This is a genomic window from Nocardia alba NBRC 108234 (assembly GCF_001612665.1).
In the GTDB taxonomy this organism is placed as follows: domain Bacteria; phylum Actinomycetota; class Actinomycetes; order Mycobacteriales; family Mycobacteriaceae; genus Nocardia; species Nocardia alba.
In genome coordinates this window covers 203,036-226,051 of the sequence record NZ_BDAX01000018.1, presented here as the reverse complement: position 1 = coordinate 226,051, position 23,016 = coordinate 203,036, and the positions used below count along the sequence as shown (strand labels likewise).

The following is a 23,016-nucleotide window of genomic DNA, read 5'->3' as shown; positions in this document are numbered from 1 at the left end:
ACGCGGCGGCCCTATCCCGGGTGATGCACGACGGCCGCCGGAGTCCGGAACGTCATCTCGGCGATCTCGGTCAGTTGCCGAAGGTTCGAGTCCAGCCCGCGCTGAACGGCCTGGCGCAACACGACCACGTCGGCGTCGCGGAGGACCTGGCCGTGCAGGCCGGTTCGAAGGGTGACGCGCGAGACTTCGCGAAGCCGATCCAGCTCGATCGTGAAGGTGACCGCGATACCGGGTACCGAGCCGCACGTCATCGTCCAGCTCCGGTCCGGGTGGTATTCGGTGACGACCAGTCGCACGTCGTGGCGCATGTCGAACATCTGGACCTGTGCGGCGAGTTCGAGATCGGCACCGACTCGGTCGGGGGTCGGGTCGGTCCAGGCGTGGAGCTCGGACATCCACACGGCGATGCTGTCCGGTTCCGACAGCAGTTCCCACAGCACGTCCGCGGAAACGGCCAGGACGATCGCACCACTCGCGTGCACCTGATCCACGCTGTCGCACGGCGCTCCAGGCGTGATCAACTGACCGGTCTGTCGCGTGCGGTGACTCCGCTGGGCCATGATCCCCCACTTCATCGGGACCCGGCGTGCGGTGGTCGCACGTCCACCGGTCCCGAACGGCGTGGGACAGACGCTAGCCGACTTTTCCGAAATGTCCATTCGGACAGTGCGTTTCGCGACGCGCACCATAGCCGTGCCGTGTTCTTCGTGGAAAGTCACCATCGCCCCACGTGGGGCGATGGTGGGTGATCCGGGTGCTCAGGCGGTGACGGCGGCTTCGCGTTGGAGTTCGAGGGCGATGTCGATGAGTTGGTCCTCTTGGCCGCCGACGAGTTTGCGTCGGCCTGCGCGGACGAGCATGTCGGCGGCGGAGACGTTGTAGCGTTCGGCTTGGCGTTCGGCGTGTTTGAGGAAGCTGGAGTAGACCCCGGCGTAGCCCATCATCAGTGATTGGCGGTCGAGGAGGCATTCGGCGGGCATGGCCGAGCGCACGATGTCTTCGGCGGCGTCGGCGATGGCGAAGAAGTCGATGCCGGTTTTGATGGCGAGTTTGTCGGCGACGCCGACGAGGGCTTCGACGGGGGTGTTGCCGGCGCCGGCGCCGAAGCGTCGGGTGGAGCCGTCGATCTGGGTGGCGCCGGCGCGGACGGCGTAGACGGAGTTGGCGACGGCGAGGCCGAGGTTTTCGTGGCCGTGGAATCCGACCTGGGCGTCGGTGCCGAGTTCGGTGACGAGGGCGGCGACGCGGTCGGAGACTTGCTCGAGGACCAGGGCGCCGGCGGAGTCGACGATGTAGACGCAGTGGCAGCCGGCGTCGGCCATGATGCGGGCTTGTCGGGCGAGGGTTTCGGGGGGTTGGGTGTGCGACATCATGAGGAAGCCGACGGTTTCGAGGCCGAGGTCGCGGGCGTAGCCGAAGTGCTGGACGGAGACGTCGGCTTCGGTGCAGTGGGTGGCGATGCGGCAGATGGAGGCGCCGTTGTCCTGGGAGATCTTGATGTCTTCTTTGACGCCGACGCCGGGGAGCATGAGGAACGCGATCTCGGCGTTCTTGGCGGTTTGCGCGGCGATGGTGATCAGTTCTTGTTCGGGGGTTTTGGAGAATCCGTAGTTGAACGAGGAGCCGCCGAGTCCGTCGCCGTGGGTGACTTCGATGACGGGGACGCCGGCGTTGTCGAGGGCGGTGACGATGTCGCGGACTTCGGTGGTGGTGAATTGGTGGCGTTTGTGGTGGGAGCCGTCGCGTAGCGAGGTGTCGGTGATCCGGATGTCGAGTTCAGCGGAGAATGGCATGGTCGAGTCTCCTTACGCCCGGCTCGTCTGCGACAGCCGCAGGGCCTCGGGGGTGATGGTGTCCAGGGCTGATGAATCGGTCATGATCACACCCGCGTCGACAGGATCTGATCGGCCATGACCTCGCCGACACGGGTTGCCGCGGCGGTCATGATGTCGAGATTTCCCGCGTACGGCGGCAGGAAATCGCCGGCGCCTTCGACTTCGACGAACACCGACACCTTCGCCAGTCCACCGGAAACGACCGACGGTTCATCGAATTGCGGTTCGTTGAGCAGGCGATACCCGGGGACGTATTGCTGGATGTCGGCGACCATCTGGTGGATCGAGGTGGTGATCGCGTCGTGGTCGGCGTCTTCGGGAATGGCGCAGAAGATGGTGTCGCGCATGATCATCGGCGGTTCGGCCGGGTTCAGGATGATGATCGCCTTGCCCCGCTGCGCGCCACCGATGGTCTCGACGCCACGGCTGGTGGTCTTGGTGAACTCGTCGATGTTCGCGCGAGTGCCCGGGCCTGCCGAATTGGACGAGACCGACGCGACGATCTCCGCGTAGGGGACCGTCACCACCCGCGAGACGGCGGCGACGATCGGGATGGTGGCCTGGCCGCCGCAGGTGATCATATTGACGTTGGGGGCGTCGAGCAGCGAGGCGAGGTTCACCGGTGGGACGACGGCGGGGCCGACGGCGGCGGGAGTGAGGTCGACGGCACGGATACCGAGTTCGGCGTAGCGGGGTGCGGCGGCGCGGTGGACGTAGGCCGAGGTCGCTTCGAAGACCATGTCGGGTTTGGTGTCCTGGGCCAGGAGCCAGTCCACCCCTTCGGCGGAGGTTTCCAAGCCGAGTCCGCGGGCGCGTTTCAGCCCTTCGCTGTCGGGGTCGATGCCGATCATCCAGCGGGGCTCGATGGTGTCCGAGCTCAGGAGTTTGTAGAGCAGATCGGTGCTGATGTTGCCCGATCCGACGATCGCGGCGGTGACGTTGCCGTTGGTCACAGGTGGCCTCCTCGAGGGGCGGCCGGCGTTGGCCGGCGAGATGAACGGCTCCGGTGAACTTCCTCGGTCACGGAGCACGGTGATGGCCTAGGCGAAGTTCAGGCGCACGGACCCGAGTCCGGAGAACTCGGCATGGAAGGCGTCGCCGGGTCGGGCGTCGATGGCGCGGGTGCAGGATCCGGGCAACACGATGTCACCGGCTTTCAACCGGACGCCGAAGCTCGCGACTTTGCGGGCCAGCCACGCGACGGCGATCACGGGGTTCCCGAGGACGGCGTCGCTGCGACCTTCGGCGATGGTTTCACCGTTGCGGGTGAGGACCGCGTCGATGGCGGTGATGTCGACATCGGTGGGGGCGACGCGGTCCTTGCCGAGAACCCATCCGGCGGAGGAAGCGTTGTCGGAGATGGTGTCGGCCAGCCCGATCTTCCAGTCGGTGATCCGGGAATCGATGAGCTCGATCGAGGGGGCATAGGCGACGGTCGCGGCGAGCACGTCGGCTTCGGTGCAGTCCTGTCCGGGTAGGTCGGCGCCGAGGATGAATCCGACCTCGACCTCTACCCGGGGGAGCAGGAACTCGGTGGTGTCGACGGGAATGTCCTCGAAGACTTCCATGTCGGCGAGTAGGTGACCGTAGTCGGGTTCGTCGACGCCCATCATCTGCTGCATCGCCTTCGACGACAGTCCTACTTTGTGCCCGATGACCTTCGCGCCGGAGCGGAGTCTGCGTTGGATGTTGAGCAACTGGATCTCGTAGGCATCGACCACATCGATGTCCGGATACCGGTCGACGAGGGGGGACACGGCCACCCTGTCCAGCTCCGCTCGCGCCAGTTCGGCGGCGAGCTCGGTGCGCATGCCGGTTGTCAGCATCCTGATTCCCTCTTCTCGTCTGATGATGCCATCCCATGCTGGGGGCCGAGACCGTCCGCCGGGCGGGGCTCTCCCGCTGGATGGACAGGAAATTCCACTCCCCGGCGAGGATCGCCGCGCACGCGACCAGGCCAACGGTCACCTTCGCTCAAAAGCGGATACGGACCCGGTCGGTGCGCGGGCGGGCCCGGCAGGCCAGGGTGTACCCGGCGTCGATGTCGTCCTGATCGAGAATCGCCGAGTCGGCCATGGTCACCTCACCGTCGACGACGGTGCACGCACACGAACCGCACTCGCCCGCACGGCAGGAGTAGGGGACATCGAGCCCGTCGGCGAGCATCACGTCGACGAGGGTGCGCGAGCGCGGCCAGCGCAGCGCGTGCACCGTCCCGTCCAGCTCCACCTCCACGCACGCGGCATCCTCGTCGTCGACGGGGTCGAGCGGTTCGGGTTCGGCGAAGGGATCGCCGGACAGCGAGACGAACATCTCGGTGGAGATGCGTTCGCGCGGCCACCCGGCGCCCGCGAGCGCCTCGGTCACCGCCGACATGAACGGGCCGGGCCCGCACACGAACGACTCGAAGGACCGATATGGTGCGGCGAAGTCGGCGAGCCGAGCCGCGGTGGGTAGGCCCCGCGACGATTCGAGCCAGTGCGCCACGGTGATTCGGCCCTGGTACCGCGCCACGAGATCGTCCAGGGCGTCGGCGAAGATCACCGACTCCTGGTCGCGATTGGCATAGAACAGCACCACCCGGCCGGTACCGCGGGCCAAGACCGACCGCAGGATCGACATCACCGGTGTGATGCCGCTGCCCGCCGCCCATAACAGCAGATCGGTGTCGAGCGAGGCCGGGGTGAAGGCGCCCTGCGGCGGCAGTACGTCGACAGTGTCACCGACGGAAATGTTGTCGCACAACCAGTTCGAGCCGTAGCCGCCGGTCGTGCGCTTGACGGTGACCTGCGGCGGATCACCGGTGAAAGGTGAATTCGCCAGCGAGTAGCAGCGCGCGACCGGTTCGGACCGCTCGCTCGGGATCCGCAGGGTGAGGAACTGTCCCGGCCGGAAGGCGAAGCGATCGGCGACCTCGTCGGGCACGTCGAACACCAGCGTCCGCGCGTCCTCGGTTTCCTCGATCACCGCCGATACGCGCAGCGTCACCACCCGCGAAGTCCGCGAAACGTCGACAGTCGCCCTCGTCACTGGTGTTCTCCTCGGTCTCGGAAACGGTCGTGCCCGGCAACCGTCGCAGGCACGCCGATGCCGTGGCGCCCATGGCTCCCGGTGGCCGGGAGATCGACGTGCACGGTCCGCTCACCGGGAAGACCAGGGCAAACGCGGTGGACGGCGACCCTAGCGTCGGGCTCGTGGACACCAGATTCTCCGGGGGCACCCGATGAACCGCATGCAGCACACCGTCGCGCTGATCACCGGCGCGGCCGGGGGAATGGGCCGCGCCCATTGCCGTCGGCTGGCCGAGGAGGGCGCCGACATCATCGCACTCGACATCGAGGCCGCCGCGGTCGAATTGGCCGAGACGGCAAGGGAAGTCGAGTCGCTGGGTCGCTACTGCGTCACCGGCGTCGCCGACGTGCGCGATCAGGCATCCCTGGACGTGGCGGTCGCCGACGGCGTCGCCGCCCTGGGCCGCCTCGATGTGATCGTGGCCAACGCCGGCATCTACACCGACCTCGGCCTGTCCTGGGAACTGTCGGACCAGGCCTGGCAGCGCACCATCGATATCAACCTCACCGGCATGTGGCACACCGTGCGCGCGGCCGTACCGGCCCTGTCCGACGGCGGCTCGGTGGTGATCGTGAGCTCGACCAACGGCATCGTCGGCGCGGCCGCCGCCGCGCACTACTCGGCGAGCAAGCACGCCGTGGTCGGGCTCGCCCGCACCTTGGCCAACGAGCTCGGCCCGCGCGGGATCCGGGTGAACACGGTGCATCCCGGCTCGGTCGCCACGCCGATGATCCTCAACGACGCGGTGTACGCCAAACTGTGCCCCGACCTGCCGAATCCGACGCAGCAGGACGCGGCGGATGCGCTGGCCCGGCGCACGATTCTGCCTGTCGCGTGGGTGGATCCGGTCGATATCAGCAATGCCGTGCTCTTCCTCGCATCCGACGAGTCCCGTTACGTGACGGGAATCCAGCTCGTGGTGGATGCCGGACTTACTCAGAAGGTGTGACATGGGACGGGTTTCGGGCAAGATCGCGCTGATCACCGGCGCCGCGCGCGGTATCGGCCGCGCACAGGCGATCCGGCTGGCCGAGGAAGGCGCCGACATCATCGCCGTCGACATCTGCGGGCCGGTGGAGACCGTGGTGTCGCCGGGAGCGACCCACGACGACCTCGCCGAAACCGCGCGCGCGGTCGAAGCGACCGGCGCGCGGATCCTCGCCACCGCCGTCGACGTCCGCGACGGCGCGGCGTTGCGGGCCGCGGTCGACGCCGGCGTCGAGCAGTGGGGTGGCCTCGACATCGTCTGCGCCACTGCCGGAATCAGTTCCAGTGGCGGTGCGCTGGAACTGACCGAACAGCAGTGGCAGACGATGATCGACGTCAACCTGACCGGCGTGTGGCAGACCTGCAAGGCCGCCACCCCGCACCTGATCGCGCGCGGCGGCGGCGCGATGATCCTGACCAGCTCGATCGCCGGACTACGCGGTCTGGTCGGCGTCGCGCACTACACCGCCGCCAAACACGGGGTGGTGGGACTGATGCGCTCGCTGGCGAAAGAGCTCGCCCCGCACCATGTCCGCGTGAACTCGGTGCACCCGACCAATGTCGACACCCCGATGATCCAGAACGACATGGTGCGCAAGGTGTTCCGGCCCGATCGGGACAACCCCACCCGCGAGGAGTTCGCGGAGGCCGCCGTGACGATGAACATGCTGCCCATCCCGTGGGTCGACCCGGTCGACATCGCCAACGCCGCCCTGTTCCTCGCCTCGGACGAGGGCCGCTACATCACCGCGGTGACGTTGCCCATCGACGCGGGCAGCACCCAGCGCTAGTCACGCGGAACAGAAGAATGCGCGGGCTGCCACCTGGCAGCCCGCGCATTCTCTCGTATCAGTGCGTGGCGTCCTCGCGGGTGAGGAAAGCCAGGACGGCCGACTCGAATTCGCGCTTGCGTTCGATCATCGCCCAGTGCCCGCAATTCGGGAACACGTGCAGTTCGGCGCGCGGGATCGTGCGCATCGGGATCAGCGCCATATCGAGGGGGCTCACCCGGTCGTCGCGTCCCCACGTGATCAGCGTGGGTGCGGCCACCTTGTGCAGCATCGCCCACGGCGGCGGGGTGTCGGCGGCTTCCATGGCGCGCACCATCATCGCGAACGCGGCCTTGCTGTACATCCGGCGAGCGCTGTCGAGGGTCGCGGGATCGGTGGCCTGGGTCCAGCGCTCCTCGATCAGTTCGTCGGTGACCAACGCCGGGTCGTAGACCATCGAATGCAGCCACTGGATCAACCGCTCACGGGTGGGCTCCTCGGTGAACTCCTGCAGCAGCTTGATGCCCTCGCCGGGGCCGGGGCTGAACAGGTTACGACCGATGCCGCCGATGGTCACCAGCTTGCCGACTCGCGCCGGGTGGGCGATGGCGTAGTTGAGTGCCACGCCACCACCCATCGAGTTGCCGATGATGTCGACGCTGTCCAGGCCGAGCGCGTCGACGAAGCGGACCACCGCGTCGAGCGCGGTGACCATCGGATGCCCGCCGAAGTCGTCGCTCACCCCGAAGCCGGGGAATTCCAGGACCAGACAACGGAATCGCCGCGCGAACACCGCGAGATTGCCACCGAAGTTACGCCACCCCGTGACACCGGGACCCGATCCGTGCAGCAGCAACAGCGGCGGTCCCTCGCCGGCCTCGTGGTAGCGCAACACGCCCGCGTCGGTGGTGATCTCGCGCAGTGTGCCCGCGTAGCTCAGGTCGGTCATGCGTGGGTACCGCCGTCGATGCGGATCTCGGTGCCGGTGATGAAGGCGCCGTCCTCGGAGACCAGCATCGCGATGACGCCCGCCACCGCGGTCGGGTCACCCATGCCCGCGCCGCCGGATTCACGGTCGGTCGGCAGCGCGGGAGACAACTTCGAGAACAGTGCCCAGTCGGAGTCGGCGGGCAGGTAACCCGGTGTGGCGTCGGTGATCCCCGACTTGATGCTGCCGGGCGCGACACAGACCGCGCGCAGGCCCTTGCCGCCGTACTCGAGGGCGATGGCGTGGGTGAAGGACTGGATGCCGCCCTTGCTCGCCGCGTAGGCCGCCATGTACGGGTGCGCGAACGCCGCCGAGGTGGAGCTGAAGTTCACCACGGTCGCGCGCGGGTTGGCCAGCAGCGCGGGCAGTGCCTCGCGGACCACCAGGAACGTGCCGGTGAGGTTCACCCGGATGATCAGGTCCCACAGGTCGAGGGAGGTCTGCTCGGTGTGCGAGGCGCGCAGGATGCCCGCCGCGTTCACCAGCGAGTCCAGGCCGCCCAGGGTCTCGATCGACGACCGGACGCCCGCGATCACCGACTGCTCGTCGCCGATGTCGAGGGTCAGGGTGGTGAGCCGGTCCGCGGTGCCGCGCTCGGCGGCCCGCGCGCTGGTCGCGGCGAGGCCGTCGGTCGACACGTCGGCGGCGACCACCGTGGCGCCCTCGTCGAGCAGCCGGAGCGCGGTGGCCTGTCCGATGCCGGAGGCGGCCCCGGTGACCAGCGTGCGGTGATTGTCGAGTCTGTTCATGGAGTGCTCTCCTGGTTGTGGGTGTCAGCCGAGTCGGCCGGGAACCGGTTCGTGGCGCAACTGATCGGTCGTCAACGCGCCCGCGCGGACCGCGTCCTCGATGGATTCGCGCAGGGCGGGGCAGGTGGGGATCCAGCTGCTGTGCTCACCGAGCGCCGCGCGCCGCGCGAACTCGGGGCACGCGGACTCGGCGTCGTCGAGCCACTGGATGCTGGTGTGGCTCGGACTGAATTTCTCCGCCAGCACCTTGTTGCCGCAGGACGCGCATTCGACGGGTCGCATGCTCGCCCGCCTCATCGCTGTCCGGCGGCATGGCGCGCGCCGATGTAGCCGAACACCATGGCCGGACCGATCGTCGCGCCCGCGCCCGCGTAGTCGTTGCCCATCACCGCGGCGGAGGTGTTGCCCACGGCGTAGAGACCGGGAATGGTTGAACCGTCCGCGCGCAGTACTTGGGCATCGGCGTTGTAGACCAGTCCGCCTTTGGTGCCGAGGTCGCCGATCCGCACCCGCAGCGCGTAGAACGGGCCCTTGTCCAGCACATCGAGTGCGGGCGTGGCCAGCGTCGGATCACCGTAGTAGTTGTCGTAGGCGCTGACTCCACGGCCGAAGTCGGCGTCGTGCCCCTCGCGAGCGAAACCGTTGAAACGACCGACGGTGTCGCGCAACGCGTCGACGGGCACGCCGATCGCGGTGGCCAGCCCCGCGATGTCGGGCGCCGAGCGGACCAGGCCGGTCGCCGTCCACGAGGCGGGGAACTTCTGCCCCGGCACGATGCCGCCGATGGGATAGCGGCTCTTGGCTTTCGCGTCGAAGACCAGCCAGGCAGGATCGTGGCTGCCCGCCAGCTGGGCGTGCACGAAGGTCACATACGGCGACGCCTCGTTGGTGAAGCGCCTGCCCGTGCTGTCGACGATGATCGAGCGCGGAATGGAGCGCTCCGACACCAGCACCTGGTTGATGCCTTCCGGGCGCTGGAACGACGGCATCCACCACGCGTCGTCCATGAGATCGACTGCCGCGCCTACCTTCTCGCCCGCGATGATGCCGTCGCCGGTGTTGTCCGCCGACGCCGCGCTGAAGTTGTCGCGCCCACCCTCGGGCAGGTGGGTTTTGCGCATCGCCTGGTTGTACTCGAAACCACCCGTGGCCAGCAGGACACCGGCACGCGCCCGGATCCGGATCTCGCGGCCGTCGCGTTCGGCGAGCACGCCCAGCACCGCACCGGTGTCGTCGGTGATCAGCGCGCGCAACGGGGTGTCGAGCCACAGTGGCGCCCCCGCGTCGCGCACGGCCAGGCGCAGCCGGGCGATCAGGGCCCGGCCGAGCGTGTCCATGTGCCTGCGCAGCACGATCGCCTTGATCGCCCGCAGGCCGGTCAGCAGCGCGGTCCAGCGCGCCCGCCAGGTGCGCGTCACCATATTGAGCTGGACGAAGTCCTTGGAGGTGATGAACAGGCCCGGCGGGGTCGCGAGCGCGGCGGGACGCAGAAGACCCTCGTCCGCGCCGAGCTGTTTCAGATCGACCGGCAGCGGCTCGATGGACCGGCCCGCGGGCCGTCCGCCCGGTGCTTCGGGGTGATAGTCGGAATAGCCGGCGCACCACTGGAAACGCAGGTGCGGGCTGGTCTCGAGGAAGGCCAGCATGCGCGGGCCCTCGTCGATGAACGCGTCCAGGTTGGCCGCGGGCACCCGGTCACCGACCACGGCGTCGAGGTAGGCGCGCACGTCGGCACGGGAATCGCCGAGGCCCTCGCGCAGCAGCGTCGGGTTGTTGGGCACCCAGATGCCGCCGCCCGAGAGCGCGGTGCTGCCGCCGTAGACCGAGGCCTTCTCGATGACCAGAGTGTCCAGGCCGCGATCGGCGGCGGCGAGCGCGGCGGTGAGCCCACCCGCGCCGCTGCCGACGACGAGGAAACCGACCTCGTGATCCCAGTGTTGTTCGGTCGCAGTCATCGTCGCCTCGCTCAGCCGACGACCATGTCGTCCTGGGACCAGAAAGCGCGCATGCTCACGATGCGGGCGTCCTCGTCGAAGGTCATCACGTCGATCGGGTCGAGGGTGAAGGTCTGCTCGCCGAACGTGGTGACCACCCGGAAGCTGAACGCGGCACTGTCGCCCGCGACGCGCACCGAGAACAGTTCGGTCGAACGTTGCAGCGGCTCGATGTTCTCGTAGAACTTCGTGATCGCCGCATGCCCGACATGCGGTTCGGTACCGACCGGGTCCTCCACCGTCGCGTCCTCGCGGTAGAGGGCGACGACGTCGGCGGCCGTACCGCTGCCGACGGCCTCCACATATTTGCGCACTGTCGCGCGAATGTCGTCCGCTGAAGCCATGGGGGCACTCCTGAATTGTCGAAAGGGGGTGAATAGGTGCACCGAACCACATGCGGTGGCCCGGCAGGCCCGGTCTCTCCCGACCAGCGGGAAGGATCGGGAAGTGCTCATTCGCCGAGGATGTGGCGGACGGCGAGGTGGCTGAACAGCATGGACGCGCCGATCGGATTGCCGCCGCCGGGATAGACCTCGCCGCTCACCGCGGCCATGGTGTTGCCCGCCGCGTAGAGACCCCGGATCGGTTCGCCGTCGCGGTCGAGTACGCGCGCCGCGCTGTCGGTGCGCAGCCCGCCCTTGGTGCCCAGGTCGGAGATGCCGAACGCCGCCGCGTGGTAGGGGCCCTTGTCGATGGTCACCAACGGCGGTTCGCCGTGGGAGAACGCCCGGTCGTACGCTTCGTCGCCGCGCCCGAAATCGGGGTCGACACCGGTGGCGACCATCGCGTTGAACCGCTCGACGGTGGCCTCCAGGTTCGCGGCGGGCACGCCGATCTTCGCGGCCAGTTCGGCGAGGGTGTCGGCGGTGTGCCACAGCCCGGCCTCGACGTACTTCTCGGTCTCGACCAGGGAGACATTGGTGGCCTTGATCGGGGGCACCTCGCCCTCGGTGTCGTCGTAGATCATCCAGAACGGCAGGGTGAGCCCCCGGTCGTTCATCTGGCGGATCACGTCGCGGCCGAGCCGGTCGTAGGGGGCCGACTCGTTGACGAAACGCTTGCCCTCCTGATCGACGAAAATGCCGCCGGTGAACCACAGCGCGAACGCCGACCGCCCGTCGGGATGGGTCAGGCCGGGCGACCACCACGCCTGATCCATCAGATCGGTGTCGGCGCCCGCCGCGATCCCCGCCTGGTGCGCGTGTCCCTGATTTCCCCAGGGCCCCATGGTGTCTCGTGCGTCGCCGGGCACGCCGTACTGCTCGCGCAGCTCGGCGTTCTGCTCGAAACCGCCCGCCGCCAGGATCACGCCGCGGCGCGCGCGGATCGCGACTCGGGCACCGTCGCGTTCGACGATCGCGCCGGTCACCACGCCGTCTTCGACCACCAGTTCCACCAGCGGCGAATTCAGGTGCAGCCGCGCGTGTGGGTAACGCGAGATCGCGCGCAGCATCCGCCCGATCAGCGCCTGACCGCCGATCAGCAGGTCCTGCGGTGCGGCGCCGAGCCGGTCGGTGTCGAGCGTTCCACGCAGCGATGCGCGCAGCGGGCCCAGCTCGGCGGCGGGCAGCGGTGTCGGCATGATGTGGCGCTGACCGTCGAGCCGGGCCTTGGGCGCCTTGCCGAAGTAGTCCGGCCACGGCAGCGGCAGGAACGCGAAATGGTCGTCGGCCTCCAGGTATTCGATGAGGTCGCGACCCCGCCGGACGTAGGTCTGCTGCATATCGTCGGGGGTACGGTCGCCGACCACGGCCCGGTAGTAGGTGAGCGCGTCGTCGAGGGTGTCGTCGGTGCCCGCCCGCTCGAGCACCGGGTTGCACGGAAACCACACTCCGCCGCCGCCCGAATAGGCCGTCGTGCCACCGAATTTGTCGGTCGCCTCGACCACCGCGACGCTGAGCCCCTCGCGGGCGGCGGTGTAGGCGCCGGCCAGGCCACCACCCGACCCCGCGACCAGCACATCCACCTCGTCGTTCCAGTCCACCACTGTTCCTCCTGATACCACCTCGAATTGCGCTCGACGGTAGGCCCGCCGTCGGTGGTCGTGGGGCGGTTCTCCCGATCATCGGGAGAACGTCGATGGGCGAATGTGCCGGTCAGCGGGAAGCGGACCTGCTCGAACGCGGCGCGCGTCCTTAGCGTCGCCCGCAGACAAACCGGTCTCCATCGAAAGGTAGGCACTGTGAACCCCGAGACCCCATCGGCACCAGCGAACGCCCCGGCCGACGTCGACGTGGTCGTCGTCGGCGCCGGCATCGCCGGCCTCTACGCGCTGCACCGCTTGCGCGGCAGCGGCCTGCGCGTGCGGGTGTTCGAAGCCGGCGACGGTGTGGGCGGCGTCTGGTACTGGAATCGCTATCCGGGCGCGCGCTGCGATGTCGAGAGCGTCGACTACTCGTACTCCTTCGACGACGCGCTACAGCAGGAGTGGAACTGGAGCGAGAAGTACGCCACTCAGCCCGAGATCCTGGCCTACCTCGAGCATGTCGCCGATCGCTACGACCTGCGCCGCGACATCGAATTCAGCACTCGCGTCACCGATATCGTGCTCGACGAGCAGACCCTGCGCTGGCAGGTCGACACCGACACCGCTCGCGCGGTCTCGGCCCGGTTCGTCGTGCTGGCCACCGGCCCGCTGTCCAATGCCAATACCCCGGCCATCGCCGGACTCGACACCTTCGCCGGGCAGATCCTGCGCACCTCGCACTGGCCGCACGAGGGCGTCGATCTCACCGGCCGCCGGGTCGGCGTGATCGGCACCGGCTCCTCCGGTATCCAGACCATCCCGTGCGTGGCCGAACAGGCCCAGCGGTTGCACGTGTTCCAGCGCACCGCCAATTACAGTGTGCCCGCGGGGAATACGCCGTTGACCGAACAGGACCGGGCGGCGCAGAAGGCGAACTATTCCGAGCGCAGACGGCTGTCGATGGTCAGCGGCGGCGGGTCGCCACACCAGGCGCACCCGGATTCCGCGGTCGCGGTGAGCGAGCGGGAACGGCGCGAGGCCTACGAGCAGCGCTGGGCACTGGGCGGTGTGCTGTTCAGCAAGACCTTCCCCGACCAGCTCACCACCCTGGCCGCCAACGACACAGCGCGGGAATTCTGGGAGGAGAAGGTGCGTGCCGTGATCGCGGACCCCCGCGTCGCCGATCTGCTCGTCCCGCACGACCACCCCATCGGCACCAAGCGGATCTGCACCGACACGAACTACTACCAGACCTTCAACCGCGACAACGTCGAGCTGGTCGACCTGAAGACGACGCCGATCACCCGGATCGACGCCGAGGGCGTGCACACCACCGCGGCGCACTTCCCCCTCGACACCCTGGTGCTGGCCACCGGATTCGACGCGATGACCGGATCGGTTTCGCGGATGAATATCGTGGGCAGGGGCGGCGAGACACTCAACCAGGCCTGGCGGGACGGACCGCGTACCTATCTGGGACTGGGCGTGGCGGGGTTCCCGAACCTGTTCAACCTCACCGGCCCTGGCAGTCCGTCGGTGCTGGCCAACATGGTGCTGCACTCGGAACTGCACGTCGACTGGGTGGCCGAGGCGATCGGCTTCCTCGACGCCAGGGGAGCGGCGGCACTGGAGGCGCGCCGGGACGCGGTGGCGCAATGGGTGCTCGAATGTGGCGACCGGGCCGCGGGAACGCTGATGACACAGGCGAATTCGTGGTATCTGGGCGCGAACATCGAGGGCAGGCCGCGAGTGTTCATGCCCTTCGTCGGTGGTTTCGGCGTCTACGGCGAGATCATCGCCGAGGTCGCGGCCGCGGGATACAAGGGTTTCGACGTGATCGAGGCGTGAGCGAGGACGACGGGGCGGTCCGCGGCGGAGCGCCCCGTCGTCGGGTCAGGCCGCGAACCCGCCGAACCCGCCCTTGTAGAACAGCAGCGGCTCGGCCCCTTCGACGGCCCGCAGGTCACCGATGCGGGCGAGCACGACGGTGTGATCGCCCGCATCGTGCTCGAACTCCACCGTCACCTCGAGCTGGGCCAGCACCCCGGCCAGCGCGGGCGCGCCGTTGCCCGCCCTGTCCCATGCCACGCCGGCGAACTTGTCGGCCCCGCGCACCGCGAACTGCCGGCACAGCGCGCTCTGCTCCCGCGCCAGGATGTTGACGCACAGGGCGCCCGCCTCGCGCAGCAGCGGCCAGCTGGTGGAACTCTTGGCCGGGCAGAACGACACATACGGCGGATCCAGCGACACCGACACCACCGACTGGCAGGTGAAGCCGAGCGGGCGCGTCCCGTCGTGGGCGGTGATCACCGCGACGCCGGTCGCGAAGTGACCGAGCACCCTGCGCAGGTCAGCGGGCGCTGGGATACCCGCGTCGACGACGACGTTGTCCGTATTCATGGGGGTCCTTCCGAACGGAATCCGATGGTGCCCAGAATCCGGGAGTATCGAGGACCGTCTCAAGACCGTCTCCCGGTCAGCGGTTGTCGACGGGTGAATTCCGGCAAGACCGGTTGCTAGCATGCAGCCATGGCCAACCCCGACCCCGGCGTGCCCAACCTGCCGCCGACCAGCTGGGCGGTGCTCGCCATGCTCTCGTACGAGGAGGAGATCTCCGGCTACGACCTGAAGAAGTGGGCGGACTGGAGTCTGCGCTACGTCTACTGGACCCCGTCCTACAGCCAGATCTACGCCGAACTGAAGAAGCTCGAGCAGCACGGCTTCGCGAGTTCGCGCCTCGACCCCGACAACACCATGCGCGCCAGGCGGCTGTACCGGATCACCACCGAGGGCAGGGACGCGGTGACCACCTGGTGGAACAAGGCCCCCGTCGATCCGTCGGTGCTCAAACACCACGTGCTGCTGCGCGTGATGTTCGGCCATCTCGGGTCCCCGGAGCGGCTCAAGCAGATCCTGCACGACCATATCGCCGACGTCGACAAACTCGCCAAGCGTGCCGCGATCGACGCCGAAGCCGCGAAATCCGAACCGGGCTGGGCCTATTCGCAGCTGGTACTGCAATGGGCCCAGCGCCACTACGCGACCGAACGCGACCTCGCCCAGCAGCTGATCGACGATATCGACAACGCCGCCACCGTGCTGGCCGGGGCCGAACGCGACGAACGCGCCGACTACCCGCACCCGACACCGGGCCGTTGGCGCGAGATCGAGCAGCGGGTGCGCACCGAAGGGCACGATCCCACGGACTGAGGCGTGCTGGTTCAGATCTTGAAGCGGCCCGCGAAGGCGCGCAAGGGAAGGTCCGCGCTCGTGATGATGCCCGCGGGTGCCGCGACCACCGACCGGATGGCGTTGAGTGCGGGCAGTCCGGTCACCGTCATGCCGATCGAGGCGAAGTTCCGCGGATCCGACAGGTCGAATCCTTTGCGCGGGAAGATCATGTGTTTGCTGTAGATATTGGGATCGCCGGTGACCTGAGTGATATAGCAGCCCTTGATATCCCACGCCGGATCGGTGTGCGGGGTCATCTGCCATTCCAGGTGTGATTCCACCCGCGCGACCCCGTCCACCATGCCCTGGTACTTGATGTAATTGGCGCCCAACGATCCTTTCGGCAGGAAATACCAGCCGAGATCGACATCCTCGGTGCACGCGCCGAGTTCGTACCCGAACCGCACTTCGTCGAGTTCGAGCCCGAAAGCATCGGCCATCAGATAGACGGCGTCGGCGAAGACCGCGGTGTATTTGTGCAGCGATTCCCCGATCGTGGGATCGTCGATCGGGCGCCCGTACCCCACGGCCTTCCAAGTATCGACCGAGTGGTGACACGAGACATCGACCGATTCGGTGACGGTGATGTTCTCGATCTCGCTGACATCGGCGGTATGCACGATTCCGAGGATCTGGCTCAGTCCCGGATTCATGCCGGTGCCGTAGAAGGTGGAGTCACCGCGCGCGCACGCGGCCGTGATCACCTCGCTGACCTTGCGGCCGGACGGATGCGGGTGGTTGGTGTCGCGGTGGTAGCCGGTGATCCAGTCCGCGGTGGTCACCACATCGATGCCCGCCTCGAGGACTTTCTCGTAGAGGTCCTCGTCGGGAAAGACGCCGTGAAAGGTGAGGACGTCGGGTCGTGCGGCGATGATCTGCTCCACCGAGCCGGTAGCGGTTACGCCGATCGGGCCGATGCCGACGATCTCCCCGGCGTCGCGCCCGATCTTGTCGGGCGAGTAGCAATGCAGTCCGACCAGTTCGAGATCGGGATGCTGCTGGATGCGGCCGATCATCTCGGTGCCGAGATTGCCGGTCGCCACTTGGAAGACACGGACTCTGTCGGTGGTGCTCATGAAGTACGTCCTTGCGTCGCGGGTCGTCGGTCGAGGTCTGCGCCGTTGTCGGGATAGAACTGGGCGGCCCACGTGCGCAGCGCGGTGAAGCCGTCGAATTCCTTGCGCGACAACGCCGGTGGGTCGCTGTAGCGCTGATGCGCCCAGATGTGGATGTCGGCTTCGAACTGCTCGATGATGTAGGCGGCCATCGTCTTGCCGTACCTGGTGATCTCGGCGCTGTCGTCGCCGGGTTCACGCCCCACCCAGACGGTGAACCGGACGTCGGAGGTGGACTCGTCGACCGGTGTCACCGCGGGCATGGTGCGGTTGTCGACCATGCCCCAACTCTTGGTGACCGTGCAGCCGAGGCCCGCGTTGATCGATTCGACGCCGCTGTCGATGTCGTTCTCGGCGATGCTCGCGTCGAAGGCGATGGTGAAGTCCACGAACGACACCGGCCCGGAGAAGTCGTGGCGCGTGAAGTTCGGGACGAACGGTGTCTTGTGCACGACCGTGAAGTGCGCGAAGTCGACACCGTTCTCCAGCACGTATTGCGGATGCAGTTCCAGCCCCTGCCGATAGAGCGTCGCGGCGGGCACCGGCCGGTAGTAGTCGCGGGCGGTCTTGTCGTCGCCGAAATCCGCGAAGATATCGGGCACCTCGAAATGCGGTGCCCGACCCTGGGTGTCGAACCAGATCCACACCGCCTCGTTGCGTTCCACCACCGGATAGCTACGGATGCGCCGGCCTTTGTTCGGATGGCTCTCGTAGGGGATGCAGACGTTGCGGCCTTCGCGGTTCCATTCCCAGCCGTGGAACGGGCACACGATGTTCTCGCCCTCGACCCGCCCGCCGTAGCCGAGATGGGCGCCCAGATGCTCGCAATAGGCGTCGAAGACCGCGATCTCGCCGGAAGCCGAACGCCAGGCGACCATTTCGCGTCCGAAGTACTTCATCCGGTGGACCGCGCCGACGGTGATCTCGGCGCACCACGCCACTTGGAACCAGCCCGTCGGTTCCATGGGCAGGGGTGTCTTGGCCATCGGAACCTCCTGAGGCATCCGGCGTGTGCCGACCCGGCGATGAGCTGCTCGGTAGTGATGCCGACCACAGAGCGAATTTAGCGTAGAACCCTCTTTGAAAAAATACAAGAGGGGTCGATGAAAACTGGATCCCGCAGCTCAGGGCCGCTATAGTCGAGCCTTGTGACGGAAGCGGCGATCGGTGGGCGACGCGCCAACAAGCGAGGTATCCACTCGCGGGACAGCATGATCAAAGCCGCGATCGCGTCGTTGGCCACCGGCGATCCCGCGGCGGTATCGGGCAATCGCATCGCTCGCGATATCGGCGCCACCTGGGGTGTGGTCAAGTACCAGTTCGGCGATATCGACGGCCTGTGGGCCGCGGTGCTGCGCTACACCGCCGACAAGCGCGGTGACCTGCCAGCGAACCTGCGCCCGGACGGCACCCTGCACGAACGCGTCGCCGCCCTTGTCGACGGCATGGCCGTCGGCCTGCGCACCCCGGAATCACTCGCCATCGAGACGCTGCGCGCCGCGCTGCCGCGTGAGCAGGCCGAACTCGAGCGCGAGTTCCCGCTCACCGCCGCGGAGTTGTCGTCGTGGAAACCGAACTGGGACCAGGCCTGCCAGCGCGCGTTCGCGGATCTGGGGGTCGACCCAGTGCGGGTGCGGCAGGTGGCCGCGCTGATTCCGGCGGCGATGCGCGGCATCACCTCCGAACGCACGCTCGGCACCTACGGCAACCTCGAGGATGCCCTCGCCGGACTCACCGGCGCCATCGTCGCCTATCTCCGAGCCTGAGCGAGCCGGTACTGTCGCACGAAAAAGGAGCCAAATCATGATCGCAGTCATCGCCGAGGTCACCGTCAAGGCCGGTGCGGGCGCGGAGTTCGAAGCCGTCGTCGCTGATCTCATCACCCAGATCAAGGCCAATGAGCCGGGCAATCTGACCTACCAGCTGGTGCGGTCGCGGACCGACGCCGAGCACTACCGGTTCTTCGAGCTGTATTCCGACGACGCCGCGGTCGAAGCCCACGGCCGGTCGGAGCATTTCCGCGCGGCGGGCAAGCTGATGGCCCCCTTGCTCGCGGGGGCGCCGAAGATCGAGTACTTCACCGCGGTCTGACACCGGAATCGGTTGCGGGCACCCGATACGATCCGGGTGCAGGTGCCTGCTCGTGTCGCGGCACAGAGCGGGCACCCGTGCCGATTACCCCGGGTCCCGAGGGAGTTCGAGCAACTGCCGCGCCATCGCCCAGATCTCGGTCCGCGCGGTCATGGTGGCGGACAGCGAGGCGATGCTGAGGAATCCGTGGAACAGCCCGCTGTAGCGGCGATGCGCGACCACGACACCGTCGGTCGCGAGCCGCTGGGCGTAGGCGTCCGCGGCCGAACACGGCGGGTCGAGTTCGGCGGTGATCACCACCGCGGGCGGTAGACCCGACAGCGAGTCCGCTCTGGTCGGCACGAGACGCGCGTCGTCGGTGCCGTGCGGCGCGTAGTTCGCCCAGTACCACCGCATGGCGCTGGTCGTGTTGTAGTGGCCCGTGCCGAAACGACGGTAGGACTCGGTCTCGAAATCGTCGTCGATCACCGGGTAGATCAGGATCTGCGCCGCGAGCGGCGGCCCGCCGGCGTCCCTGGCCGCGATGGCCACGGTGGCGGCGAGATTGCCGCCCGCGCTGTCGCCGGCCACCGCGATCCTCGATGGGTCCCCACCGAAGGAGCCCGCGTGCGCGGCGACCCACCGTAGCGCCGCGAACAGGTCGTCATGGGCCGCGGGGCCGGCGTGCTCGGGCGCGAGTCGATAGTCGACCGAGACCACCACCGCGCCGACGCCCGCCGCCATCGACCGGCAGAGCTCGTCGTGGCTGTCGAGGTCACAGAACACGAAGCCGCCGCCGTGCGCGAATACGATCACCGGCAGTGGATCCCCGTCGTGATGGGGCCGCAACACCCGCAGCGGCAGCGGGCCACCGGGACCGTCGATCGTGAGGTCGCGCGCCTGCGCCATCTCGGGAAGTCGTTGCGGCGGAGCACGTCTGGCGCTGATCGCGGCGCGGGCATCGGTCGCCGTCATTGTGGCGACATCGGGGAATCCGGCGTCGAGCGTGGCGAGCACGGCCGCGACCTGCGGATCGGGAACCGCACCGGGCCCGGTGATCGGAAAAGTTCGCACGGTCACGCCGTACGGGTTCCGCGATGGTCCGGGTAGGACCGGCCCACGCTCAGTGGACGAGGATGCTGCTGCAATGTCGGGCGTACCCGGACCCGGCCGTCGTCGACGTGGCGCCAGATATTGAGCGCGGTCGTGCGTATCGGCGCGCTGAGACGGTGATCGAACAGCATCCGATCCACCGGTCCGCATACCGACACCGCCGCCACGGCGGCCTCGCCGAGATCACCGATGGGGGCGGCGATACAGCCGAAGCCGGGCAGTGACTCCTCGCGTTCGACCGCGATCCCGTGCGCGCGCACCTTGGCCAGTTCGGTGTCGAGCTGGGCCTTGGTGGTGATCGAGTAGCGGGTGCGCGCGCCGCCCTGGCCCGCGAGGGCATCGGCGATCCGGTGCTCATCGGCGTAGGCCAGAATCGCCTTGCCGACCGCGGTACAGGCGGCGGGCCGCCTGCCGCCGACGCGGGTGGGCACCACGGCCGACAGCTCGCCGCCGACCTTGTCGAGGTACACGACGTCGGTACCGTCCAGCACGGCCAGATGCACCACGAACCCGGTGGCCCGGTGCAGTTCGTGCAGGAACGGCATCGCCGCCCGGTGCAGCCGATCCTGGTGCACCGCCAGCGAGCCGAGTTCCATCAGCCGGATGCCGAGTTCGTAGTCGCGCCCTTCGCGACGTAGCCAGCGCAGGTGCACCAGCCGTTCGAGCATGCGATGCGCCGAGGATCGGGGTAGGCCGGTGCGCCGAACGATCTGGGCGAGGGTGAGCCTGCCCGGACCGTCGAACGCGTCGAGCAGCAGGGAGGCGCGATCGAGGATCGCGCTCGGGGTGGTGGCCTCGGCCTGGATGACCATGAGCTCTCCATTCGGATCTACGAGCTGATGCCCAGTCGCATATTTCGATTAGGCATATACCTATTCATACCATCCGTTGTGGTCGCTGTCACATGAATCAGCAGGTCAATACGAAACGGCCCCTGGTCCGAGCGGGAAGCTCGGGGCCAGGGGCCGTCGTGGGCTGATTGCGAAGTTACATCGCGGCGAGTGGCTCGCTACCGGACCAGTCGTGGCCCCAGTAGCTGTCCGCGGTGATCTCCTCGGCGCTGTAATAGGTCTCGTCGACCCGCATGCCCTCGGTCCCGAACTCGATATCCCAGCCGCCGGGCGCGCGGACATAGAACGAGACCATCTTGTCGTTGGTGTGCCTGCCCAGCGTGGACGACACCGAGAAGCCGTCCCTGGTCACCCGGTCGAGGGCTTGGCCGACCGCGTCGAGAGTGTCGACCTCCACCATGATGTGCACCAGTCCGGGCGCCCCGCCGTGCGGTGCCGGGCACAGCGCCAGGCTGTGGTGGCGCTCGTTGACACCGAGGAACCGCACCCGCATCGGGCCGTACTCCGGCGGCGCCGGGATCCGGAACGCGCCGCGCGGCAGGAATCCGAGCACATCGGTGTAGAAGCCGAACGCGCCGCCGGGGTCCATGGTCGGCAGCACGACATGGCCCAGACCCTGTGCGCCGGTGACGAATCGCGCGCCGAACGGAGTGATCACCGGGCTGTGGTCGAGCACCGCGCCGTGGAACACCTCGAGGGTGGCGCCGGTCGGGTCCTGGAAGGTGATGACCTCCTCGACCCGGCGCGCGTCGGCCTCCTCGACCGACAGCGGCTTCACCGCGATCCCGGCTGCCGTCACGGCTTCCTGGACGCGGAGCAGGGCCGCGTGGTCGCGGACTTCCCAGCCGATGGTGACGATGGCGTCGCTGTCACCCGGCACGATCGTGATCCGCGCCGCGCGTTCGTCCATCCGCAGGTACAAGGCGTTCTCGTCGGGGCCGCTGCCCTGGGCGAAACCGAGCACCTCGAACGCGAACTCGCGCCACCGGTCCATGTCGGCGGTCTGGATCTTGACGTAGCCGAGGCCTTTGATATCTGTCATTTCCGTTGTCCTTCTCGGTATTCGGGTCAGATCATCGAGCGCAGGTTGTCCGCGGGCTCGAGACCGAGAGAGCTGACGGCCGAGGCGTGATACACCGTGCTCGGCACATGGATGGCGTGCGCGAGTCCGACGTGCGCGTCGCGCCAGTAGCGCTGCAGCGGCTTGTCGAGCCGCATGGCGTTGCCGCCGGAGCGGGCGAAGATCTGGTCCACGGCGGTGACCGCGCGCCAGGCCGCGCGGACCTGAGTGCGCCGGACCGCGGCTCGTTCGGCGAAGCCGATCTCCTTGCCCGCGTCGACGGCGTCGAAGATCATGTCGGCGTTGGCGAGCAGTTCCTGACGCGCGGCGTTGATGTCGGCGGCGGCCTCGCCGATGGCGAACAGCACGTACGGATCGTCCTTGACCGCGGTGCCCTGCGCGCCGACCCGGTCGCGCTGGTAGTCCAGGTGCGCGGCCAGGGCGCCCTCGGCGATGCCGACCACCGCGGAGCTGATGCCCAGCGGGAACATCGTCGACCACGGCATCTTGTACAGCGTCTCGGTGACCCCGTACTCCTTCTGTGCGGTGCCGTCGATGACGTGGTCACCGTTCATCACCCGGTAGTCGGGCACGAACGCGTCCTCGACGATGATGTCCTTGGACCCGGTGCCCTTGAGCCCCACCACATTCCAGGAGTCCTCGACGATCTGGTAATCCCGGCGCGGCAGGATCATGTGCAGCATCGTCGGCGGCAGCGCCATCTTGCCCTCGGCGTCACCGAGCATGGCGCCGAGGAAGATCCAGTCACAGTGATCGGTGCCGGAACTGAACTGCCAGCGGCCGTTGAAGATGTAGCCGCCCTCGACCGGGCGGGCGATGCCGGTCGGTGCGTAGGGCGAGGCCATCCAGGTGTCGTGGTCGTCGGCCCACACCTCGTCCTGCACCTTCGGGTCGGCGAAGGCCAGCTGCCACGGGTGTACGCCGACGATGCCGGCGATCCAGCCGCTGGCCGGGTCGAGCGCGGCGGTGGCCATCACCGTTTCGGCGAACTCGCGCGGGTGCGCCTCGAAGCCGCTGTACTTCGTGGGCTGCAACAGACGGATCGGGCCCGCTGCCTTCAGCAGCTGGGCCGTGGCATCGGGCAGCTGCCCGAGCCGCTCCGCCTCCGGTGCCTGCGCACGCAGCTGGTCCGCGATGGCGGCGATATTGTCGAGAACTCTGGTCATCTTCGGTGATGCTTTCTGTTCGTGGTGA

General features: G+C 68.0%; 25 protein-coding genes. 7 read left to right on the top strand and 18 right to left on the bottom strand.

Features of this window, described 5'->3' with window-relative positions; all coding sequences use genetic code 11:
* Positions 1 to 11 precede the first annotated feature (11 nt).
* The 5 genes from NA12_RS20130 to NA12_RS20110 form a co-directional block, all read right to left on the bottom strand.
* Positions 12 to 482 carry an SRPBCC family protein gene (locus NA12_RS20130; RefSeq protein ID WP_165914836.1) on the bottom strand — a complete coding sequence of 157 codons (471 nt, stop codon included), beginning with the start codon at positions 480 to 482 and terminating at the stop codon, positions 12 to 14.
* A 276-nt stretch (positions 483 to 758) separates the two neighbouring features.
* The gene (gene dmpG, locus NA12_RS20125; RefSeq protein WP_067453347.1) at positions 759 to 1,793 is read right to left on the bottom strand and encodes a 4-hydroxy-2-oxovalerate aldolase; all 1,035 of its coding nucleotides are present in this window, start codon (positions 1,791 to 1,793) and stop codon (positions 759 to 761) included.
* 86 nt (positions 1,794 to 1,879) lie between these two features.
* Complete coding sequence (locus tag NA12_RS20120) at positions 1,880 to 2,788, bottom strand: acetaldehyde dehydrogenase (acetylating) (RefSeq protein WP_067453344.1); 909 nt, start codon at positions 2,786 to 2,788, stop codon at positions 1,880 to 1,882.
* Positions 2,789 to 2,875: 87 nt separating this feature from the next.
* Positions 2,876 to 3,661 (bottom strand): 2-keto-4-pentenoate hydratase, encoded by a 786-nt coding sequence (locus tag NA12_RS20115; protein WP_067453342.1) that lies wholly within the window; start codon positions 3,659 to 3,661, stop codon positions 2,876 to 2,878.
* Positions 3,662 to 3,809: 148 nt separating this feature from the next.
* Positions 3,810 to 4,865 (bottom strand): ferredoxin--NADP reductase, encoded by a 1,056-nt coding sequence (locus tag NA12_RS20110; RefSeq protein ID WP_067453339.1) that lies wholly within the window; start codon positions 4,863 to 4,865, stop codon positions 3,810 to 3,812.
* A gap of 29 nt (positions 4,866 to 4,894) precedes the next feature.
* Between NA12_RS20110 and NA12_RS20105 the strand changes: the two genes are divergently transcribed.
* The 3 genes from NA12_RS20105 to NA12_RS20095 are packed head-to-tail and all read left to right on the top strand — an operon-like array spanning position 4,895 to position 6,685.
* On the top strand, positions 4,895 to 5,062 hold the full coding sequence (locus NA12_RS20105) for a hypothetical protein (RefSeq protein WP_157106403.1): 168 nt from the start codon (positions 4,895 to 4,897) through the stop codon (positions 5,060 to 5,062).
* Positions 5,059 to 5,856: a mycofactocin-coupled SDR family oxidoreductase gene (locus NA12_RS20100; protein WP_067453333.1), complete on the top strand. Its 798-nt coding sequence runs from the start codon at positions 5,059 to 5,061 to the stop codon at positions 5,854 to 5,856. Before NA12_RS20105 ends, NA12_RS20100 begins: the two co-directional genes overlap by 4 nt.
* A gap of 1 nt (position 5,857) precedes the next feature.
* On the top strand, positions 5,858 to 6,685 hold the full coding sequence (locus NA12_RS20095) for a mycofactocin-coupled SDR family oxidoreductase (protein ID WP_067453331.1): 828 nt from the start codon (positions 5,858 to 5,860) through the stop codon (positions 6,683 to 6,685).
* Positions 6,686 to 6,743: 58 nt separating this feature from the next.
* Here NA12_RS20095 and NA12_RS20090 read toward each other — a convergent pair whose 3' ends face one another.
* The 6 genes from NA12_RS20090 to NA12_RS20065 all read right to left on the bottom strand — a co-directional run bounded on the left by NA12_RS20090 (position 6,744) and on the right by NA12_RS20065 (position 12,382).
* Complete coding sequence (locus NA12_RS20090) at positions 6,744 to 7,613, bottom strand: alpha/beta fold hydrolase (protein ID WP_067453328.1); 870 nt, start codon at positions 7,611 to 7,613, stop codon at positions 6,744 to 6,746.
* The gene (locus NA12_RS20085) at positions 7,610 to 8,401 is read right to left on the bottom strand and encodes an SDR family NAD(P)-dependent oxidoreductase (RefSeq protein WP_067453325.1); all 792 of its coding nucleotides are present in this window, start codon (positions 8,399 to 8,401) and stop codon (positions 7,610 to 7,612) included. The genes NA12_RS20090 and NA12_RS20085 overlap by 4 nt, the downstream gene beginning before the upstream one ends.
* Before the next feature lie 24 nt (positions 8,402 to 8,425).
* A complete protein-coding gene (locus NA12_RS20080; RefSeq protein WP_067453322.1) occupies positions 8,426 to 8,683 on the bottom strand; it encodes a hypothetical protein in 258 nt (85 codons plus the stop codon).
* Positions 8,684 to 8,694: 11 nt separating this feature from the next.
* Positions 8,695 to 10,356, bottom strand: coding sequence for an FAD-dependent oxidoreductase (locus NA12_RS20075; protein ID WP_067453319.1), 1,662 nt, complete (start codon positions 10,354 to 10,356; stop codon positions 8,695 to 8,697).
* Between the two features lie 11 nt (positions 10,357 to 10,367).
* A complete protein-coding gene (locus NA12_RS20070; RefSeq protein ID WP_067453316.1) occupies positions 10,368 to 10,739 on the bottom strand; it encodes a nuclear transport factor 2 family protein in 372 nt (123 codons plus the stop codon).
* Between the two features lie 107 nt (positions 10,740 to 10,846).
* Positions 10,847 to 12,382 (bottom strand): FAD-binding protein, encoded by a 1,536-nt coding sequence (locus NA12_RS20065; RefSeq protein WP_067453313.1) that lies wholly within the window; start codon positions 12,380 to 12,382, stop codon positions 10,847 to 10,849.
* A 195-nt stretch (positions 12,383 to 12,577) separates the two neighbouring features.
* Between NA12_RS20065 and NA12_RS20060 the strand changes: the two genes are divergently transcribed.
* Complete coding sequence (locus tag NA12_RS20060; RefSeq protein WP_067453310.1) at positions 12,578 to 14,209, top strand: flavin-containing monooxygenase; 1,632 nt, start codon at positions 12,578 to 12,580, stop codon at positions 14,207 to 14,209.
* Between the two features lie 45 nt (positions 14,210 to 14,254).
* Here NA12_RS20060 and NA12_RS20055 read toward each other — a convergent pair whose 3' ends face one another.
* Positions 14,255 to 14,761 carry a flavin reductase family protein gene (locus tag NA12_RS20055; RefSeq protein ID WP_067453307.1) on the bottom strand — a complete coding sequence of 169 codons (507 nt, stop codon included), beginning with the start codon at positions 14,759 to 14,761 and terminating at the stop codon, positions 14,255 to 14,257.
* A 129-nt stretch (positions 14,762 to 14,890) separates the two neighbouring features.
* On the opposite strand from NA12_RS20055, the gene NA12_RS20050 reads away from it, so the two are divergent.
* Positions 14,891 to 15,571: a PadR family transcriptional regulator gene (locus NA12_RS20050; protein ID WP_067453304.1), complete on the top strand. Its 681-nt coding sequence runs from the start codon at positions 14,891 to 14,893 to the stop codon at positions 15,569 to 15,571.
* Positions 15,572 to 15,582: 11 nt separating this feature from the next.
* On the opposite strand, the gene NA12_RS20045 is transcribed toward NA12_RS20050, so the two are convergent.
* Together NA12_RS20045 and NA12_RS20040 are read right to left on the bottom strand one after the other, a co-directional pair.
* Positions 15,583 to 16,668, bottom strand: coding sequence for an NAD(P)H-dependent amine dehydrogenase family protein (locus tag NA12_RS20045; protein WP_067453301.1), 1,086 nt, complete (start codon positions 16,666 to 16,668; stop codon positions 15,583 to 15,585).
* Positions 16,665 to 17,693 carry a Rieske 2Fe-2S domain-containing protein gene (locus NA12_RS20040; RefSeq protein WP_067453296.1) on the bottom strand — a complete coding sequence of 343 codons (1,029 nt, stop codon included), beginning with the start codon at positions 17,691 to 17,693 and terminating at the stop codon, positions 16,665 to 16,667. Before NA12_RS20040 ends, NA12_RS20045 begins: the two co-directional genes overlap by 4 nt.
* A gap of 225 nt (positions 17,694 to 17,918) precedes the next feature.
* Here NA12_RS20040 and NA12_RS20035 point away from each other — a divergent pair, with 225 nt between their 5' ends.
* A complete protein-coding gene (locus NA12_RS20035; protein WP_371856009.1) occupies positions 17,919 to 18,473 on the top strand; it encodes a TetR/AcrR family transcriptional regulator in 555 nt (184 codons plus the stop codon).
* 37 nt (positions 18,474 to 18,510) lie between these two features.
* A complete protein-coding gene (locus NA12_RS20030) occupies positions 18,511 to 18,798 on the top strand; it encodes a putative quinol monooxygenase (protein WP_067453290.1) in 288 nt (95 codons plus the stop codon).
* Between the two features lie 84 nt (positions 18,799 to 18,882).
* On the opposite strand, the gene NA12_RS20025 is transcribed toward NA12_RS20030, so the two are convergent.
* The 4 genes from NA12_RS20025 to NA12_RS20010 all read right to left on the bottom strand — a co-directional run bounded on the left by NA12_RS20025 (position 18,883) and on the right by NA12_RS20010 (position 22,988).
* Positions 18,883 to 19,857, bottom strand: a complete 975-nt coding sequence (locus tag NA12_RS20025) for an alpha/beta hydrolase (RefSeq protein ID WP_067453286.1) — start codon at positions 19,855 to 19,857, stop codon at positions 18,883 to 18,885.
* Positions 19,854 to 20,702, bottom strand: a complete 849-nt coding sequence (locus NA12_RS20020; protein ID WP_067453283.1) for an IclR family transcriptional regulator — start codon at positions 20,700 to 20,702, stop codon at positions 19,854 to 19,856. Before NA12_RS20020 ends, NA12_RS20025 begins: the two co-directional genes overlap by 4 nt.
* Positions 20,703 to 20,877: 175 nt before the next feature.
* Entirely contained in the window at positions 20,878 to 21,783 is a 906-nt protein-coding gene (gene bphC / locus NA12_RS20015; protein ID WP_067453282.1) for a biphenyl-2,3-diol 1,2-dioxygenase, read from the bottom strand.
* A gap of 26 nt (positions 21,784 to 21,809) precedes the next feature.
* A complete protein-coding gene (locus tag NA12_RS20010) occupies positions 21,810 to 22,988 on the bottom strand; it encodes an acyl-CoA dehydrogenase family protein (protein WP_067453278.1) in 1,179 nt (392 codons plus the stop codon).
* Between the last annotated feature and the right edge of the window lie 28 nt (positions 22,989 to 23,016).

Coding starts and splice junctions, on each gene's coding strand:
- dmpG (WP_067453347.1), bottom strand. CDS start 1,793: ATGCCATTCTCCGCTGAACTCGACATCCGGATCACCGACACCTCGCTA.
- NA12_RS20115 (WP_067453342.1), bottom strand. CDS start 3,661: ATGCTGACAACCGGCATGCGCACCGAGCTCGCCGCCGAACTGGCGCGA.
- NA12_RS20100 (WP_067453333.1), top strand. CDS start 5,059: ATGAACCGCATGCAGCACACCGTCGCGCTGATCACCGGCGCGGCCGGG.
- NA12_RS20095 (WP_067453331.1), top strand. CDS start 5,858: ATGGGACGGGTTTCGGGCAAGATCGCGCTGATCACCGGCGCCGCGCGC.
- NA12_RS20090 (WP_067453328.1), bottom strand. CDS start 7,613: ATGACCGACCTGAGCTACGCGGGCACACTGCGCGAGATCACCACCGAC.
- NA12_RS20085 (WP_067453325.1), bottom strand. CDS start 8,401: ATGAACAGACTCGACAATCACCGCACGCTGGTCACCGGGGCCGCCTCC.
- NA12_RS20080 (WP_067453322.1), bottom strand. CDS start 8,683: ATGCGACCCGTCGAATGCGCGTCCTGCGGCAACAAGGTGCTGGCGGAG.
- NA12_RS20075 (WP_067453319.1), bottom strand. CDS start 10,356: ATGACTGCGACCGAACAACACTGGGATCACGAGGTCGGTTTCCTCGTC.
- NA12_RS20070 (WP_067453316.1), bottom strand. CDS start 10,739: ATGGCTTCAGCGGACGACATTCGCGCGACAGTGCGCAAATATGTGGAG.
- NA12_RS20055 (WP_067453307.1), bottom strand. CDS start 14,761: ATGAATACGGACAACGTCGTCGTCGACGCGGGTATCCCAGCGCCCGCT.
- NA12_RS20050 (WP_067453304.1), top strand. CDS start 14,891: ATGGCCAACCCCGACCCCGGCGTGCCCAACCTGCCGCCGACCAGCTGG.
- NA12_RS20045 (WP_067453301.1), bottom strand. CDS start 16,668: ATGAGCACCACCGACAGAGTCCGTGTCTTCCAAGTGGCGACCGGCAAT.
- NA12_RS20040 (WP_067453296.1), bottom strand. CDS start 17,693: ATGGCCAAGACACCCCTGCCCATGGAACCGACGGGCTGGTTCCAAGTG.
- NA12_RS20035 (WP_371856009.1), top strand. CDS start 17,919: ATGATCAAAGCCGCGATCGCGTCGTTGGCCACCGGCGATCCCGCGGCG.
- NA12_RS20030 (WP_067453290.1), top strand. CDS start 18,511: ATGATCGCAGTCATCGCCGAGGTCACCGTCAAGGCCGGTGCGGGCGCG.
- NA12_RS20020 (WP_067453283.1), bottom strand. CDS start 20,702: ATGGTCATCCAGGCCGAGGCCACCACCCCGAGCGCGATCCTCGATCGC.
- bphC (WP_067453282.1), bottom strand. CDS start 21,783: ATGACAGATATCAAAGGCCTCGGCTACGTCAAGATCCAGACCGCCGAC.
- NA12_RS20010 (WP_067453278.1), bottom strand. CDS start 22,988: ATGACCAGAGTTCTCGACAATATCGCCGCCATCGCGGACCAGCTGCGT.